Here is a 15779-nt window from a genome sequence, read left to right as displayed (position 1 = left end):
AGAATGGAAAACCCACTCCAGCGGGAAGCGAAGATCACGCGTTGGTGTAACGTGCGCGTTCCGGTAGCCAGCGTTCGATTAAGGCTCTGGCATGTTCTGGATAGAGCTGGTGGATATGCCGGGCGACGCGTTGCACTTCAGGAATCATCGCCTGATCGCGTAAAAGATCGGCGACTTTGAATTCGGCACTGCCCGTTTGTCGCGTACCCAACAATTCGCCAGGTCCACGAATTTCCAAGTCCTGCTGCGCAATCACAAAACCATCATTACTGTCACGCAACACTTGCAGGCGTTTCTGTGCCGTTTTACTCAACGGTGTTTTATAGAGCAATACGCAATGGGAAGCGACGGCCCCGCGACCAACACGTCCGCGAAGCTGATGCAACTGCGCCAGACCAAGCCGCTCCGGATTTTCAATAATCATCAGGCTGGCATTAGGGACATCAACACCCACTTCTATCACCGTGGTTGCAACCAGCAGTTGCGTTTCGCCTTGTTTGAACGCCTCCATAACGGCCAGCTTTTCCTGGGGTTTCATTCGCCCATGAATCAACGCCACCTTCAATTCAGGCAACGCTACTTTTAGTCCTTCAAACGTCGCCTCGGCGGCTTGCGCCTCAAGCATTTCCGATTCTTCAATCAGGGTACATACCCAATAAGCCTGTCGGCCTTCCTCAATACAGGCATTTTTCACCCGTGTAATAATGTCGCTACGGCGGGTATCAGGAATGGCGACCGTTGTGACCGGTGTTCTGCCAGGAGGGAGCTCGTCGATAACCGACGTATCGAGATCGGCATAAGCCGTCATCGCCAGCGTTCGCGGGATAGGCGTTGCGGTCATAATCAATTGATGCGGATGAAATCCCTGCTCTTCGCCTTTTTCCCACAGAGCCAGACGCTGATGAACACCAAACCGATGCTGTTCATCAATGATAACCAGTGCCAATCCACTAAAACGAACCTGTTCCTGAAAAATCGCGTGGGTACCCACTACCATCGACACTTGTCCGCTGGCGATGGCCTCTTGCTGCGCCAATCGGGCTTTACCTTTTTGCTTACCTGCCAGCCAACCGACTTCAACGCCGAGCGGCTCGAACCACTGACGGAAATTATTCGCATGCTGTTCGGCCAATAGCTCGGTGGGAGCCATCAACGCAACCTGTTTGCCTTGCGCAATTGCCCGCAGAGCGGCCAGCGCAGCCACCAACGTTTTACCTGAGCCCACGTCACCCTGAACCAAACGCATCATCGGGAAATCTTTTGCCATATCCTGTTCGATCTCTGCCACAACCCGTGTCTGGGCAGCCGTTGGGCGAAAGGGAAGGGCGGCAAGGAATGGGTCTTTGAGCGTATCGTCTGCTTTCAGGGAGAGTGCCTGATAGCTCTGCGCACCCGCACGTACCGCCAGCATGCTGAGGTTATGCGCCAGCAACTCCTCCATAATCAGGCGGCGTTGAGCGGGATGCTGACCTTTTTCCAGGTCAGCCAACTGCATGTCCGGTGGTGGACGATGTAAAAGATGCAACGCTTGTGGAAGTGCAATCAGCGATCTGCCCAACTCTTCAGGCAGCAGTTCTGCTATCGGAACGGTATCCAATAACGCCAACGCCTGATCGGTGAGCTTGCGTAACGTAGCCTGACGAATACCTTCAGTGGTCGGATAAACCGGCGTAAGGGACTCTTGCAGAATGACTTCGGCATTTTCACCCTGAATGCGATATTCAGGATGGATAATTTCAGCGCCATGCGTCCCGCGTTTGATCTCACCGTAGGCTGTAACGCGGCGACCAGTCGCGAGGCTATTTTTCATTGCGGCGTTGAAATTGAAGAAGCGTAGCGTGACCATGCCCGTGCCATCGCTGATCTGGCATGTCAGCATGCGGCGTCGACCAAAACTGATATCAGTACGCAGAACTTCGCCTTCTATAGTGGCAAATATTCCAGGGAGCAGATCATTGATAGGATAAAGCTGGGTGCGATCTTCATAACGGAGCGGCAGGTGCAGCAGGAGATCCTGAATGGTTTCCAGACCAATCTTTGCCAGTTTACCAGCCTGGCTGGCTCCCACACCGGAAAGCGATGTCAGTGGAATTGCGTCCAGCAAGCGACCCTTCATTATGCCTCCGTGGCCAGTATTCCGGCCCAGCTATCACAGTTATCTGACGCTCTTTTGCTGGTGGGCGCTGGCAGCGAGTCTGCTAACAGCGCCGCCTAAACGGCATAAGGCGTTGCGGAGCATGCATTAGTTGCGATTGCGGGTAACTTTAATCACGTCTGGCATGATACGGATTTTACGCATGATATTGGCCAGATGAACGCGATCGCGTGCAGTCAGACGGATAAATGCACTGTATACGCGACCGTCTTTCTCTTCTGTACTCAGACTTTGGATGTTCGATTCTGCGGTATTGATTGCCGCCGTCAGGTTTGCCAAGGCACCCTGATGATTGAACATATCTACCTTGATCTCAGTAATAAATTCCTGCTCAGTTTCCTGGTCATCCCATTCAACCGCCATGAATTTTTCGGGTTCTTTCTGATAACCACGAATATTTCGGCACGACTCGTGATGAACCACCAGACCTTTGCCCGGACTGACGTGGGCAATAATCGGGTCACCCGGAATGGGTCGGCAGCATTTGGCGAAAGTGATCAGAATGCCATCCGCACCTTTGATCGGCAGATTCCGCATGCCTGACACGCCGATATTCGACTGGTCGCCCTGCAGGTTTTTAGCGACGACAACGCTCATTGCGTTACCAAGGCCAATCTCGGCAAGCAGATCGTCCATGGTTGCCAGTTTCATGCGAACCAACTCGTGCTGGATATTTTCTTTAGGGATATCAGATAACTTATGCCCGCTGCCCAGAGCATGATTCAGCAATCGACGACCTAATGAAATAGAGTCGTCACGCTTGAGGTTCTTCAACATCTGCCTGATTTTTGCCCGAGCCTTGGAACTGACAACAAAATTCAGCCAGGCGGCATTTGGCCGTGCACCGGGCGCCGTAATAATCTCGACGGTCTGGCCGCTGGAGAGTGATTGCGACAGTGGATAAGGCTGGCGATCGACGCGGGCTCCGACGCAAGCGTGACCAATATCCGTGTGGACGGCATAAGCGAAATCGACCGGCGTGGCACCGGCTGGTAATTCAACGATGCGACCTTCAGGCGTGAAAACGTAAATTTCATCAGGGAACAGATCGGATTTAACGCTTTCAATAAATTCAAACGAACTGCCTGCACTTTGCTGTAACTCAAGCAGGCTCTGCATCCAGCGTTGCGCCCTGATTTGCGCGGTGGTGCCAGATTCGCCCTGTTCTTTATAAGCCCAGTGCGCGGCAACCCCCATCTCTGCCATCTGATCCATATCTTCTGTACGGATCTGAACCTCAACCGGCACGCCATGTGGCCCGATCAGTGAGGTGTGCAGGGATTGATAGCCGTTGGCTTTCGGGATAGCGATGTAATCTTTCACTCTGCCAGGGCGGGGTTTATAGAGGTTGTGAGCCTGACCCAGTACGCGATAGCAGGTATCGACTTCTTTCACGATAACGCGGAAAGCATAGATATCCATGATGGAGTGAAAGCGCTGCTCTTTCAGGTGCATTTTGCAGTAGATAGAGTAGAGATGCTTTTCACGGCCACTGACCCGGCAGGGGATCCCGGCTTCTGTCAGTCGCCCTTCAATTTCAGAAAGGATCTTTTGAATCATTTCCTTGCGGTTGCCGCGCGCTGCTTTCACGACTTCTTTAATCACGCGATAACGATTGGGATACAGCGCTTCAAATCCCAGCTCTTCCAACTCGGTTTTCAGGTGATGAATACCCAGGCGGTGAGCCAGCGGACTGTAAATCTCCAACGTTTCGCGGGCAATGCGACGGCGTTTATCTGGCCGCAAAGAGCCGAGAGTGCGCATGTTGTGCGTACGGTCAGCCAATTTGATCAGAACGACGCGAATATCCTGAACCATCGCCATGATCATTTTGCGAAAGTTTTCTGCCTGCGCTTCTTTTTTATCGCGGAATTTAAGCTTGTCGAGTTTTGATACACCCTCAACGAGTTCGGCCACACTTTTGCCGAACAACTGTTCCATATCCTGATAGGTGGCTGGCGTGTCTTCGATTACATCGTGCAATAACGCCGCCATCAGCGTTTCGTAATCCAGGCGCATTTCAGCAAGAATGCAGGCCACGGCTACAGGGTGAGTGATATAAGGCTCACCGCTGGAGCGTGTCTGTCCCTCGTGCGCATCGCGCGCGACGAGATAAGCCTGCTTGAGGCGCTTGATTTGCCCCTCTGGCAGGTATTTTTGAATCAGTAGATTCAGGCTCTCAAACAGATACAAGGTATATTCGCAATGCTAATTAACGGCGGCCTTCAGCAATAGCGGTAACCGCTTGAATCTCTGCGGCTTCCTGCTCTTGCTGCTCTTGACGATCGCGAACATCCAGAATCTGGGTGTTGATCAGACCTTCTTCAATTTCACGTAAAGCGATAACGGTAAACTTATCGTTTTCTTCCGCAACCAGAGGATCTTTACCACCAGTTTGAAGCTGGCGTGCGCGACGAGCAGCGACCAATACCAGATCAAAACGGTTACCAATTTTCTCTACAGCGTCTTGAACAGTTACGCGTGCCATATAAATGCTACTCCACAGGTGACGAAATGACTGGGCATAATACTGAAAGTGTCTTCAGTCTGCCAATAGTTTGGTGATTAAAGCGTCATGCCGAAGTTTTTGACGACCCAGTCGCAAACGTTCGGCGCGAATAATCGTCTTCAGATCTGATAAAGCCAGAGCGAAATCATCATTCACAATTAAATAGTCATATTCAGCGAAATGTGTCATCTCAGCAACGGCTTGTGCCATACGTTTGGCAATGACTTCTTCGCTGTCCTGACCCCGGCCACGCAAGCGGCGACCCAATTCTTCCCGGGAAGGGGGCAGAATAAAAATACTGCGGGCCTGCGGCATTTTTTCGCGGATTTGTTTCGCGCCCTGCCAATCGATATCAAGGAAAACGTCTACACCCGTAGACAATACCTGTTCGATGGCAAGACGGGATGTTCCGTAGTAATTGCCAAAAACTTGCGCATGTTCGAGAAAAGCCTCTTCCTCGATCATTTGGCAGAACTCCTCCTGCGATACAAAAAAGTAGTGCTCACCGTGATTCTCACCCGGGCGTTGTGCACGCGTGGTATGAGAAATGGAGACCTGTGTATCGTAGAGCGGTTGTGTTTTCAATAAAGCCTGAATCAGACTCGATTTGCCTGCGCCGCTGGGGGCGGAGACAATAAATAATGTGCCTTGGACCATGATGACGTTTCAGCTGATTACGGTTGATATGCAAATGCAGAAGAGATTTCTCCGCACAGTATACACAGCAACCGCAACAGTTGCAGCGTTCACATACATTTCAACGGATGCTTTACGCTGAAAACAGCGCAAATAACCGTTATTGCGAGGCATATTCCAACATATTACCTCTTTATTGCAATTACCAAGAATTATTACGCAGCCTCTTCCATTATTCTCCGTTCCAACTGGTTTGCCCCTCCAACTCAGCGTTTACTGCTCCATCACCAGGAGGATGACGATGCGTAATAGCCTGCAGTTACTGATAATCGTGAGTGTTTTTGTCTTGATGTCTACCCCAGCGCAAGCGCAATGCCCAACGTGGTCCCCGCAGCAGATGACACAAGAAATCGTCACTCTGAAAAACCAGTTGGAAAAGTGGGATATTGCCTACTATCAGCAAGGGCAAAGCCTTGTTACTGATGAGGTCTATGATCGCTTGCGAAATAAACTGGCAGGTTGGCAACGCTGTCTGGGTGAACCTGTGGATTCGCAACCTCTCCTGCCGCAACAGGGAACGGTTGTTCATCCCGTTGCTCACACAGGTTTGAAAAAGGTGGCGGATAGCCAGCAGTTGGCGAAATGGATGCAGGGTAAAACCGAGTTGTGGGTACAGCCTAAAGTTGATGGTGTTGCCGTTACCCTGATTTACCGACACGGTAAATTGGTCTCTGCCGTCAGCCGTGGTAATGGGCTTACCGGCCAAGACTGGACGGAGAAGGCGTCCGCGATTCCTGCAATCCCGCAGACTATCCCTGTGAGCGAATCACAAACTGTTCTTCAGGGAGAACTGTTTTTGAAGATGACCGGTCATCAGCAGTCTGCGAGCGGTGGGCAGAATGCCCGCTCCATTGTTGCCGGAGCGATGATGAAGCGCGAAGCCTCGCAAACGCTAAAAAATATCGGTGTTTTTATCTGGGAATGGCCTGGCGGGCCTGAACTGATGACGCAGCGGCTTATCCAATTGACAGAAATGGGATTTCCGCAAACCGAGTCGTTTACCCATCGGGTCAACTCGTTGCCAGAGATCGAGCGCTGGCGTGAAGAATGGCATCGCTCTGAGCTTCCTTTTGTGACCGATGGCATTGTTGTTCGCCAGCCTCAGGAACCAGAAGGAAAGTATTGGAAGAACCGACCAGCACAATGGGCGGTGGCCTGGAAATATCCCCCTGTTCAGCAAATCACTGAGGTGAAAGGCGTAGATTTTTCCCTCGGCAGAACCGGGAAAACTGCCGTTGTATTGAATCTTGAACCGGTGCGTTTGGATGATAAATGGGTGCGGAGAGTCAACATTGGTTCCGTCGATCGCTTGAAGCAGTGGGATATTGTTATGGGGGACCAGGTCCTTGTGGGATTGGCTGGGCAAGGTATTCCCCGCATAGAACGGGTGGTGTGGCGAATCGCTCATCGCTCCCCAATAGACTATCCGGAAACGGCATCTTTTAATGAACTGAGTTGTTTCCAGTGGACATCTGCATGCCATGAGCAATTTTTGGCGCGCCTGCTTTGGCTGGGTGGTATGAATGGATTGCAAATCAAGGGTGTGGGTGAAGAAACCTGGGGTGCTTTGGTTAATCAGGGAATGCTACGTTCACTGGTTGGTTGGCTTGCATTGACGCCGGATACATTGCGCTCGGTGCCGGGTATAAGCAGCAAAAAAGCGGAGAAGATCTACGCGCAATTACAAATGACCCGCGAGCAAAGCTTTACGCGCTGGCTCTCTGCATTGGGGTTTCCGTCCGCTGCGCTGGGTAGAATTGAGGGATTGCACTGGGACGATTTGCTCAAGAGAAGTAAAGCCGATTGGATGAGTCAGTCGGGTATCGGAGAAAAGCGAGCAGCGCAGGTGATGGACTTTTTACATCATCCGGATGTAAGCGCAATAGTTGATTATCTTGCTAAAGAACAGGTTGCCGCTTTCTCCAAGTAAAGGCGACAGCAATAAAACCGCTGCCTTTTCCTAAGGTGATTTCTATTAATGCTCTGGGTGCTGGTAATTGAATACCGGGAGTCCAAGCCGGAAGCGAAGTGCAATCAGGCGAGCAGTGAAACCAGCCAGCAACGTGATGATCACTATCATGTTATGCGGTAAAGCAAAGTGTTGCAGAGCGATGTACAACCAGGCGGAAGCAAAGGCGATACCTGCGTAAATCTCTTTCTGAAATACCAACGGAATGCGATTGCATAACATGTCACGCAATACGCCGCCGAAGACGCCGGTAATGACGGCTGAGATTGACGCAATAATCGGCCCGTGTCCCATGTCCAGCGCCACTTGCGTACCGATGATGGAAAAGACAACCAGCCCCAGCGCATCCAGTATCAGAAACAGTTTTCGCAAATGTTTCATGAGAGGGGAAAACCAGGTAGTAACAATGGCTGCTACGGCAACAATAATAATGTTTTCAGGGTGTTTAACCCAACTTAGGGGGAAATGGCCTAAAAGCATATCTCTGACGGAGCCGCCGCCAATCGCTGTGGCTGAAGCGATAATGATTACGCCAAACATATCCATTTGACGACGCCCAGCGGCCAGTGCGCCCGTCATGGCTTCTGCCGTAATTCCAATAATGTAAAGAACGCTGAGTAACATAAAAGCTCGCTGGACAGTAAATTCAGTCCGACAGGGTAGTTTTACCCTTGCATAATGACGACTGACTTTTTTTCACGCGAGATAAATAGATTAGATATTCTAAGTGAAAATTATATATTTCATTTGATATTTATATGTTTTAAAAAATTTAATGTGTTTTTAGGATTAGAAAAATGAATGATAAAAATGATTTCTCCCTTCGTAAATCCATACATAAATAAAATTAATGTGCTGTTGATTGTCGGTTTCGAGGCTGAGTGCTAATTTTTAAAGCCGATGCAGAGCAATGATTAATCGCTGCAAATGAGGGTTCCTGATAACAGTTATTTCCAATAACAACGCGCGAGATAATAAAATGAAAAATGCCTTACATTTTTTACGCGGTGGATTGCCAGGTACGTTGGTATTGGTGGGTAGCTTAATGTTGGCGGGCTGTGTCGTGCCAGCAAAACAGACAGTCAGCGTTGAAAAACCTGCGCCGATTATTGAATGCGCCAAAGGTGATGTGATGACGCAAACCACGCTTTATTTTGGTTTGAGTCGACCGTCAGGTTCCAACATAAGCCAGAGAGAGTGGAGTGGTTTTGTGGATGCGGAGGTGACGCCTCTTTTCCAGGATGGTTTGAGCGTATTTGATGCCAAGGGACAATGGATGGGGAAAAATGGCAAAATAGCCAGGGAAAGTAGTAAGGCGTTGATGATTATCCACGCACCGGGACAAGCCAGTGATGAAAGCATCGAGTCAGTGCGAACTCGCTACAAGCAGGTTTTCGATCAGGAGGCGGTCATGCGTGTTGATGTGCCAGTCTGTGTATCGTTTTGATTAAGGGTATTTAATTGTTTTTAATGGGAAGAGGAAGATAAGTCCACATTGAAAAAGCAAAGCATGCCAACCCGAACATCAACAACCAGCGGAGATCGATTCGCCAGAAAGGCGTAAGCCCCCGACCTTGAGCGGCGATTTCCCACAATACCGTCAATAGGGGCAGTAATCAGCGTATAATCCAGGTGCAGTTTAGCCATATCCCCTCTATACACGGCTTGATTATCCTGCACCGCGACCTCGGTGATGTAACCATCAACCTTTGCGTTTTGCTGGCTGCATTTGAGCATCTGCATCATTGTGGGAGAATGAGACCAGGCAGCGAGACATTTCTCCAATTTTAGGTTACGATTATCTACATTCGTAACCTATTTGTGTCAATAGAATTCTAAAAGCTATCCTGGAGGTACTGATGAATCCCAACACGACGGTGGCCTTGCCACAGAGGGGACCGGCAGAACATGACCGCCGCGAGCAGATCATAAAGGCAGCTAATGAACATTTTCGCCACTATGGTTATTCGAAAACCTCTGTCGCCGAATTGGGCAAAAGTATTGGCGTCTCCAGTGCGTATATCTATAAGTTCTTCGAATCCAAACAGGCGATTGGTGAAGCGGTCTGTGCGCAGTATCTGGGTCATATTGATGCGACATTATTTGCCATTGCCGACAACGGGCAAAGCGCAACATCCCGCCTCAGAAATGTGTTTAAGTCATTGATGAAAAAAGGGCTTGAGCTTTTTTTTGAAGAAAGGAAACTGCATGATATCGCAGCGGTTGCCGCAGCAAACCGCTGGTGCGCTGCGACTAACCACCGGGCGGCGCTGTATGGCATCATTGAGCGGATAATCGTCGAAGGGCGTGAAGCTGGGGAGTTTGAGCGAAAAACGCCACTGGACGAAGTTTGCATGGCTATTCTTAGTGCAATGACCCCCTTTTCACATCCGTTGATGCTTGAACAAAAGACGCCGGAAGAACTCGAAGAGAGAGTTGTCGCTATTACCAACCTGGTTTTACGCAGCCTTGCGTGTTGATGGTTGCGGTAAAATAAGGTTACTTGTTTACAAATTCGTAATTCATCACATAATGACCGGCGGGATTTTGTTTTCGCGGCAGGCATAACATTTCGTTGCTGCGTTTTCTCTGAGGCCATACTTAACTTACTGAAAGAAGGAATTGCCTTATGACTCTTCGTCGAGTAGTCATTACTGGTATCGGGGCTGTCAGCCCTCTGGGCTGCGATGTTGAAACAATCTGGCAGCGTTTGCTGGCCGGTGAATCCGGTATCAGAGCATTACCGGACGACATTGTGGCTACCTTGCCGGTGAAAATTGGCGGACAAGTTCTGACTAAAGAACAAGATCCGCTGGCGGGCTTTGATCCTGATTTGGCCGTTTTGCCAAAAGATCAGAAAAAAATGGACCGTTTTATTCTGTTTGCCATGGTGGCGGCGGATCAAGCAATCGCCCATTCAGGCTGGAAGGCAGAAACGGCGGAACAGCAGGAAAGAACCGCAACCGTGATTGGCTCTGGCATTGGCGGTTTTCCTGCCATAGCTCATGCGGTTCGCACCACCGATCAGCGCGGCGTCAAACGTTTATCGCCATTCACCATCCCGTCATTTCTGGTGAATTTGGCCGCCGGTCATGTGTCGATCAAGCATCAGTTCAAAGGGCCGATTGGCGCACCTGTGACCGCGTGCGCGGCAGGCGTGCAGGCGATTGGTGATGCAGTACGCATGATCAGAAACGATGAAGCGGACATCGCACTTTGCGGCGGTGCTGAAGCGTCAATTGATACCGTCAGTCTGGGTGGCTTCGCGGCAGCTCGCGCCATGTCTACGGGATTCAACGATCGACCTGAGGCGGCATCACGACCATTTGATCGCGATCGCGACGGTTTTGTGATGGGCGAAGGAGCGGGCATGCTGGTGATTGAATCCCTCGAACACGCTCTGGCTCGTGGCGCAACGCCGATGGCAGAAATCGTCGGTTATGGCACCAGTGCTGATGCGTATCATATGACGTCAGGTGCGGAAGATGGCAACGGCGCGGGGCGCGCCATGCGTCTGGCACTGCGTCAGGCCGGAATTGAACCGCAGGATGTGCAGCACCTCAACGCTCACGCCACCTCGACACCGGTGGGTGATATTGGTGAGCTGAATGCCATCCGTAATCTGTTTGGTACCAATCCACAGTTGGCGATCACGTCCACCAAGTCGGCGACTGGCCATCTGTTGGGGGCCGCGGGTGGGTTAGAGGCAATATTCACGTTATTGGCTCTGCGCGATCAAATTGTTCCACCGACGCTGAATTTTGAGAATGCCGATGAGTTGGCCAAAGGGCTGAACATCGTAGGCAATCAGGCAAAACCGCATGCAATGACCTACGCGCTTTCAAATGGTTTCGGTTTTGGCGGCGTGAACGCCTGTGTTCTGCTCAAGCGTTGGGAAGATTGATAATCAAGAGCACGGCGCTGATTTTCGCGCCGTGCTTCTTTTACCGTTCCACTTTTAATGAAATTCAATATGTTTCCCTTCTGAACCAATAATCAGTACGAAACACTCTCCTGTGTTACCTCTCTTCGGATCGATTTTTTGCGTTACAACATCTGGCTGAAAAAGACCGGAACGGGGATTTATCGTTTCGAATAATAGGATTTTTATTAGAAATGTGATGCGCGTCATTCTTTTTTGACGGCCAAAAACTGAGCTTTGAATCAGTCAGTATTTGGCCTTGATGGTAAGAGCATCGGCATTGTTTGATAGGGACGTTAAGTAAACCAGGGGTCCAGAAAATGAAATCCAACTTTAAAAACGAAATACAAACATTCGGACGCTCCCTATTATTGCCTATTGCCGTTTTAGCACCAGTAGGGATGTTAATGGGGATCTGTAGCGCGCTGGGTCAGGCGTATATGATAGACAAGCTACCGTTTCTGGGAAATGCCTATTGCAAGGCGATACTGTCTTCAGTGGGTTTAATCAGCAGCGTAGTGTTCCAGAATATCCCGTTATTGTTTGCCATGGGTGTTGCCTATGGTATGTCGAAGAAAGAAAAGGGAATTGCGGTTTTCTCCTCGGTAATAGCCTATTTGACTCTGTTGATTTCGATGCATGTGCATCTGAAATTAATGGGGCAGTTGGTCACCGATAAGGATGGTATGGCTCTTGTCGGGCAGGGAATGGTGCTCGGTATACATACGCTGAAAATAGAGGCGCTGGGAGGGATCATTGCCGGTTTGCTTGCCGCGAAGGTCACCGACAGGTTCTATCGACTCCAGCTACCGTTGGCATTCGCCTTCTTCAGCGGTAAAAAATCGGTCGCCATCCTGTCGATTGCTTTTACCATCCCCGTTGGACTGGTGATCCCCTTCGTCTGGGACGTCTTCACCTATGGGATGCGGAGCATTTCGACCATCATGATGGCGCCAAACATCGGTGCCGGGATTTACATGACCTTAAACCGTTTGCTGATCCCGTTTGGCCTGCACCACGTTCTGAGTTCAACAGTGCGCTTTACCGAGGCGGGCGGTACCTATCTGATTGATGGACAAACCTACGTCGGCATTCTGCCTGCGATGAATAAAATCCTGTTTGAACTGGGACCGAATCACCCTGCGTGGAATGAGTTTATGCCGACGCTGTCCAGCTATCTGGCATCGTCACAAATGTTGACCACGCTGTTCCGCGTTCCGGCTATCGGCCTGGCGATGTACCACATGGCCTATATCAAGAATAAGAAGTTTGCCAAGGGGATGATTCTGACCGTGGTGCTGACGGCATTCCTCGGTAATATTACCGAACCACTAGAGTTCTCCTTCCTGTTTATTGCACCGAAACTGTTTATTGTTTACGCGATATTGTGCGGCCTGTTAACTATACCTCTCCAGATATTGGAAGTGTCGATTGGCTATATTCGCGGCACTATATTTGACTTCGGTATCTTCGGATTGATGTACGAAAATACCCACTGGGTGAACCTGATTATTCTCGGGGCGATCAACTTCGCGGTGTTCTATTTTGTCTTCCGCTACGCCATTGGAAAATTCGATGTTAAAACTCCAGGTCGTGAGAATGAAATGGCGGACAGTGCTCTGCTGAATAACAAAGAGTACGACAAAGTGGCACAGCTGGTCGTGGAAGGTTTAGGTGGTAAGAGCAATATCAAGCGGGTGGAAAACTGTGTGTCGCGGCTGCGTATCGATCTCGGCGATCAGAAGTTGCTGAACATGGAGTTACTGAAAGAAGCGGGCTCGCTGGGGACATTTATTCCATCCAGCAACCATATTCACGTCGTTTTCGGGCCACACGTCGAGTTTGTCCGCAATGCGGTAGATGATCACCTTGCTGGTGTTACGCAACATTAAGAGGGAACAGCATGCGCGCACTATATGATTCTAAAAGTAAAACCATCGATCATCAGGGAATGAAGGATCTGTTCACTCACGAGGCCAGGGTGCAGTCATGGCTCGACGTAGAGGGCGCTCTGGCTCAGGCGCAGGCAAAGGTTGGGATGATTCCCGCTGCTGCTGCGGAAAATATCGCCGCCAACTGCCGGCTGGAGCGGATCGATCTCGCTGAAGTTGACCGGCTCCTGCGCCAGATTGGTCACGGGTTTGTTCCGGTCATCAAAGTGCTGGTCAAAGCCTGTGACGCGGAAAGCGGTAAGTATGTTCACTACGGTGTGACCACCCAGAATATTCAGCAGACCGCTCACCTGCTGATCGTGAAAAAATTCCATCAGAAGCTGATGAAGTTCGTTGATGACACGCTGGTGAATCTGGCCCGCTTGGCCAAAGCGCATAAAGACACCCTGATGGCGGGGCGTACGCACGGCAAACACGCCCTGCCCATCACCTATGGCTATAAAGTTTCGGTGTGGATCTATGAACTGCTTGCGGCGGTAGAGCGCATGCAGGAGGCGGAAAAACGGGTGTTTACCGTGATGATGGGCGGCGCGGTGGGTGCCTTTCATGCGACGGGAGAACCGGGCAGGACGGTGCAGGATCTGGTTGCGCAAGAACTCGGTATGCACTCGATGCTGGTTCCTTCGCGCAATGCCAGGGTGTTCCGCGCTGAGTACATCACCAATTTGTGCCTGCTGGCGACGACCCTGCATAAAATCGCTGAAGAGGTCTATCAGACCTCAAGTGAGGAATTTGGTGAAGTGTCAGAAGCATTCACTAAAGGCACTGTTGGCAGCAGTACCATGCCGCAGAAGGTCAATCCCAAACTGGCGAAGGGCATCATTGCCAACGCGCAAAAGTTGTATTCGGTGCTGACGGCGGCACTGTACGTGTGTCCGCGGCCATTTGAGGCTGACAGCTCCGCCTATTTTATCTTTGACGCCAGCTTGCAGGAAAGTATCGAACTGATGGCGGAGATTATCCTGCGTGCCGAGGAGCTGACGCGAACGCTGGTGATTAATCCTGAACGGATGCATGAGAACGTGATGCTGACGCACGGACTAATCAACAGTGAGAAAATCATGATGAAACTGGTGGATCGGCTGGGCAAGGATCCGGCTCACGAACTGGTTTACAGCATCGCAATGCGCAGTACGCATGAGCATCTTGAATACAGCGAAGTGCTCAGCAGCGATCCGGTCATGGCAGATAACTTCACGGCGCAGGAGATCGCGGAACTGTTGGATCCGAGCACCTATACCGGGCTGTGTGCCGTGCTGGCCGATGAGTTGGCCGATCGGGTGCTAGGGAGAAACCATGGATAACCACCGTTCTGTGGTCATTAAGTCCAACAGAATCGTGTTCCCTGATGGGATTCAGGCCGGTTATTTAATGGTGCAGGACGGAAAAATCAGTGGGTTTGAAACCCACTTTTCCGGCGAATGCATCGACTACAGCGACCGGATTATCATGCCCGGCTTCGTCGATATTCATGTGCATGGCTGGGGACGTGGCTCTTTCGCCTACAAGGGGAATAAAGACTCTCTGAAGTGGATGAGCCACGATCTGGTCAAGGTCGGCGTGACGTCCTATCTGCCGACGTCCGGCACCATGCCACATGATTTCCTTGAAGCCTCGCTGGTGGATGCCGCCGATTTTATCGCCACGGCGACGCCAGTTGATGGCGCAGAGGTCATCGGCATCCATATGGAAGGCCCTTACATCAGCGAGAAACATCTCGGAATGCAACGGCCTGATTGCCTCCAGAGGCCCAGCATCGAGGGATTCGACCACTTCAACAAGTTGGCGGGACAGAACATCCGACTGATGACGCTGGCACCGGAACTAGAAGGGGCACTGGATTTGATCCGCCATCTGCGGGCGCATGGAATTACCGTCTCGGCGGGACATACCGACGCGACCTTTGCCGAGGTCACGGCGGCAGTCGAGGCGGGTTTAAATCACTTTACCCATGCCTACAGCGGAATGCGCGGTTTTCACCACCGCGAACTCGGCGTGGTGGGGGCGCTGATGTACTATCAGGACACTTATGCGGAAGTGGCGAAACAGAGCGGGATCACGATTAAGCCTGAGGCTTTTGATCTGCTCTATCGTCTTAAGCGCGATCGGCGCATGGTGCTGATGAGTGACTGCATGGGTTATGTGGATTTTCCTGAGGGCTACGAGTTTTATCACTACCTGCGCAAAGAGACGTTCCGCATCAAACAGGGACAGTTGGAGATTGTCTCGGACGGCGGCGAGACGCGCCATATTTGTCCCTGCGACTATGAGGCGGTGAAGCAACTGGAAATGAACTTTCTTGATTCAGTGAAGAACATCGTCGATCGTCTGGATAAAGGGCTGGTTTCTGTGGCGAGAATCGCCTGTGAGAATCCGTCAATTCTCGCCGGGGCCGAGGACAGGAAAGGCACGCTGTGTCCGGGCAAGGATGCCGATATTCTGGTATTGGATGACGACTTGAATCTGGTCGATGTCTATTGTCGCGGGCTTCGTCAAACGCAACTCAGCGAGGTTTAATTTAGTGTGGCAGAACGGCCAACGCTCGGAGGCCGTTCTGTTTCAAATAAACTGACTGT

Annotated in this window: 13 protein-coding genes; 7 read left to right on the top strand and 6 right to left on the bottom strand. The window is 50.8% G+C overall.

Features of this window, described 5'->3' with window-relative positions:
• Nucleotides 1–34: 34 nt before the first annotated feature.
• From recG to gmk, 4 genes are all read right to left on the bottom strand, one after another.
• The gene (recG, locus tag DRI82_RS15660; RefSeq protein WP_114194842.1) at nt 35–2116 is read right to left on the bottom strand and encodes an ATP-dependent DNA helicase RecG; all 2082 of its coding nucleotides are present in this window, start codon (nt 2114–2116) and stop codon (nt 35–37) included.
• Between the two features lie 126 nt (nt 2117–2242).
• Entirely contained in the window at nt 2243–4348 is a 2106-nt protein-coding gene (gene spoT / locus DRI82_RS15655; RefSeq protein ID WP_114194841.1) for a bifunctional GTP diphosphokinase/guanosine-3',5'-bis pyrophosphate 3'-pyrophosphohydrolase, read from the bottom strand.
• Nucleotides 4349–4367: 19 nt separating this feature from the next.
• Nucleotides 4368–4643: a DNA-directed RNA polymerase subunit omega gene (gene rpoZ, locus DRI82_RS15650; RefSeq protein ID WP_114194840.1), complete on the bottom strand. Its 276-nt coding sequence runs from the start codon at nt 4641–4643 to the stop codon at nt 4368–4370.
• Between the two features lie 54 nt (nt 4644–4697).
• A complete protein-coding gene (gene gmk / locus DRI82_RS15645; protein ID WP_114194839.1) occupies nt 4698–5321 on the bottom strand; it encodes a guanylate kinase in 624 nt (207 codons plus the stop codon).
• Nucleotides 5322–5601: 280 nt separating this feature from the next.
• On the opposite strand from gmk, the gene ligB reads away from it, so the two are divergent.
• The gene (gene ligB, locus DRI82_RS15640) at nt 5602–7290 is read left to right on the top strand and encodes an NAD-dependent DNA ligase LigB (RefSeq protein ID WP_114194838.1); all 1689 of its coding nucleotides are present in this window, start codon (nt 5602–5604) and stop codon (nt 7288–7290) included.
• A gap of 45 nt (nt 7291–7335) precedes the next feature.
• Here the strand turns inward: ligB and DRI82_RS15635 are convergent, their stop codons facing one another.
• Nucleotides 7336–7953: a trimeric intracellular cation channel family protein gene (locus DRI82_RS15635; protein WP_114194837.1), complete on the bottom strand. Its 618-nt coding sequence runs from the start codon at nt 7951–7953 to the stop codon at nt 7336–7338.
• 355 nt (nt 7954–8308) lie between these two features.
• Here DRI82_RS15635 and DRI82_RS15630 point away from each other — a divergent pair, with 355 nt between their 5' ends.
• The gene (locus DRI82_RS15630; RefSeq protein WP_114194836.1) at nt 8309–8776 is read left to right on the top strand and encodes a DUF3574 domain-containing protein; all 468 of its coding nucleotides are present in this window, start codon (nt 8309–8311) and stop codon (nt 8774–8776) included.
• A gap of 20 nt (nt 8777–8796) precedes the next feature.
• Here DRI82_RS15630 and DRI82_RS23890 read toward each other — a convergent pair whose 3' ends face one another.
• Complete coding sequence (locus DRI82_RS23890; protein WP_484068167.1) at nt 8797–9066, bottom strand: hypothetical protein; 270 nt, start codon at nt 9064–9066, stop codon at nt 8797–8799.
• Between the two features lie 122 nt (nt 9067–9188).
• Between DRI82_RS23890 and DRI82_RS15620 the strand changes: the two genes are divergently transcribed.
• The 5 genes from DRI82_RS15620 (at nt 9189) to nagA (ending at nt 15720) form a co-directional block, all read left to right on the top strand.
• Nucleotides 9189–9809, top strand: a complete 621-nt coding sequence (locus tag DRI82_RS15620; protein ID WP_114194834.1) for a TetR/AcrR family transcriptional regulator — start codon at nt 9189–9191, stop codon at nt 9807–9809.
• A 149-nt stretch (nt 9810–9958) separates the two neighbouring features.
• Nucleotides 9959–11233, top strand: a complete 1275-nt coding sequence (gene fabF, locus DRI82_RS15615) for a beta-ketoacyl-ACP synthase II (protein ID WP_114194833.1) — start codon at nt 9959–9961, stop codon at nt 11231–11233.
• Between the two features lie 338 nt (nt 11234–11571).
• Nucleotides 11572–13143, top strand: a complete 1572-nt coding sequence (locus DRI82_RS15610) for a PTS transporter subunit EIIC (protein ID WP_114194832.1) — start codon at nt 11572–11574, stop codon at nt 13141–13143.
• Between the two features lie 11 nt (nt 13144–13154).
• Nucleotides 13155–14507 carry a class-II fumarase/aspartase family protein gene (locus tag DRI82_RS15605; protein ID WP_114194831.1) on the top strand — a complete coding sequence of 451 codons (1353 nt, stop codon included), beginning with the start codon at nt 13155–13157 and terminating at the stop codon, nt 14505–14507.
• Complete coding sequence (gene nagA / locus DRI82_RS15600; protein ID WP_114194830.1) at nt 14500–15720, top strand: N-acetylglucosamine-6-phosphate deacetylase; 1221 nt, start codon at nt 14500–14502, stop codon at nt 15718–15720. The genes DRI82_RS15605 and nagA overlap by 8 nt, the downstream gene beginning before the upstream one ends.
• Nucleotides 15721–15779 lie beyond the last annotated feature (59 nt).

Origin of the sequence: Edaphovirga cremea (genome assembly GCF_003332275.1) — a bacterium.
GTDB lineage: Bacteria > Pseudomonadota > Gammaproteobacteria > Enterobacterales > Enterobacteriaceae > Edaphovirga > Edaphovirga cremea.
This window is presented reverse-complemented; position numbering and strand designations above follow the sequence as displayed.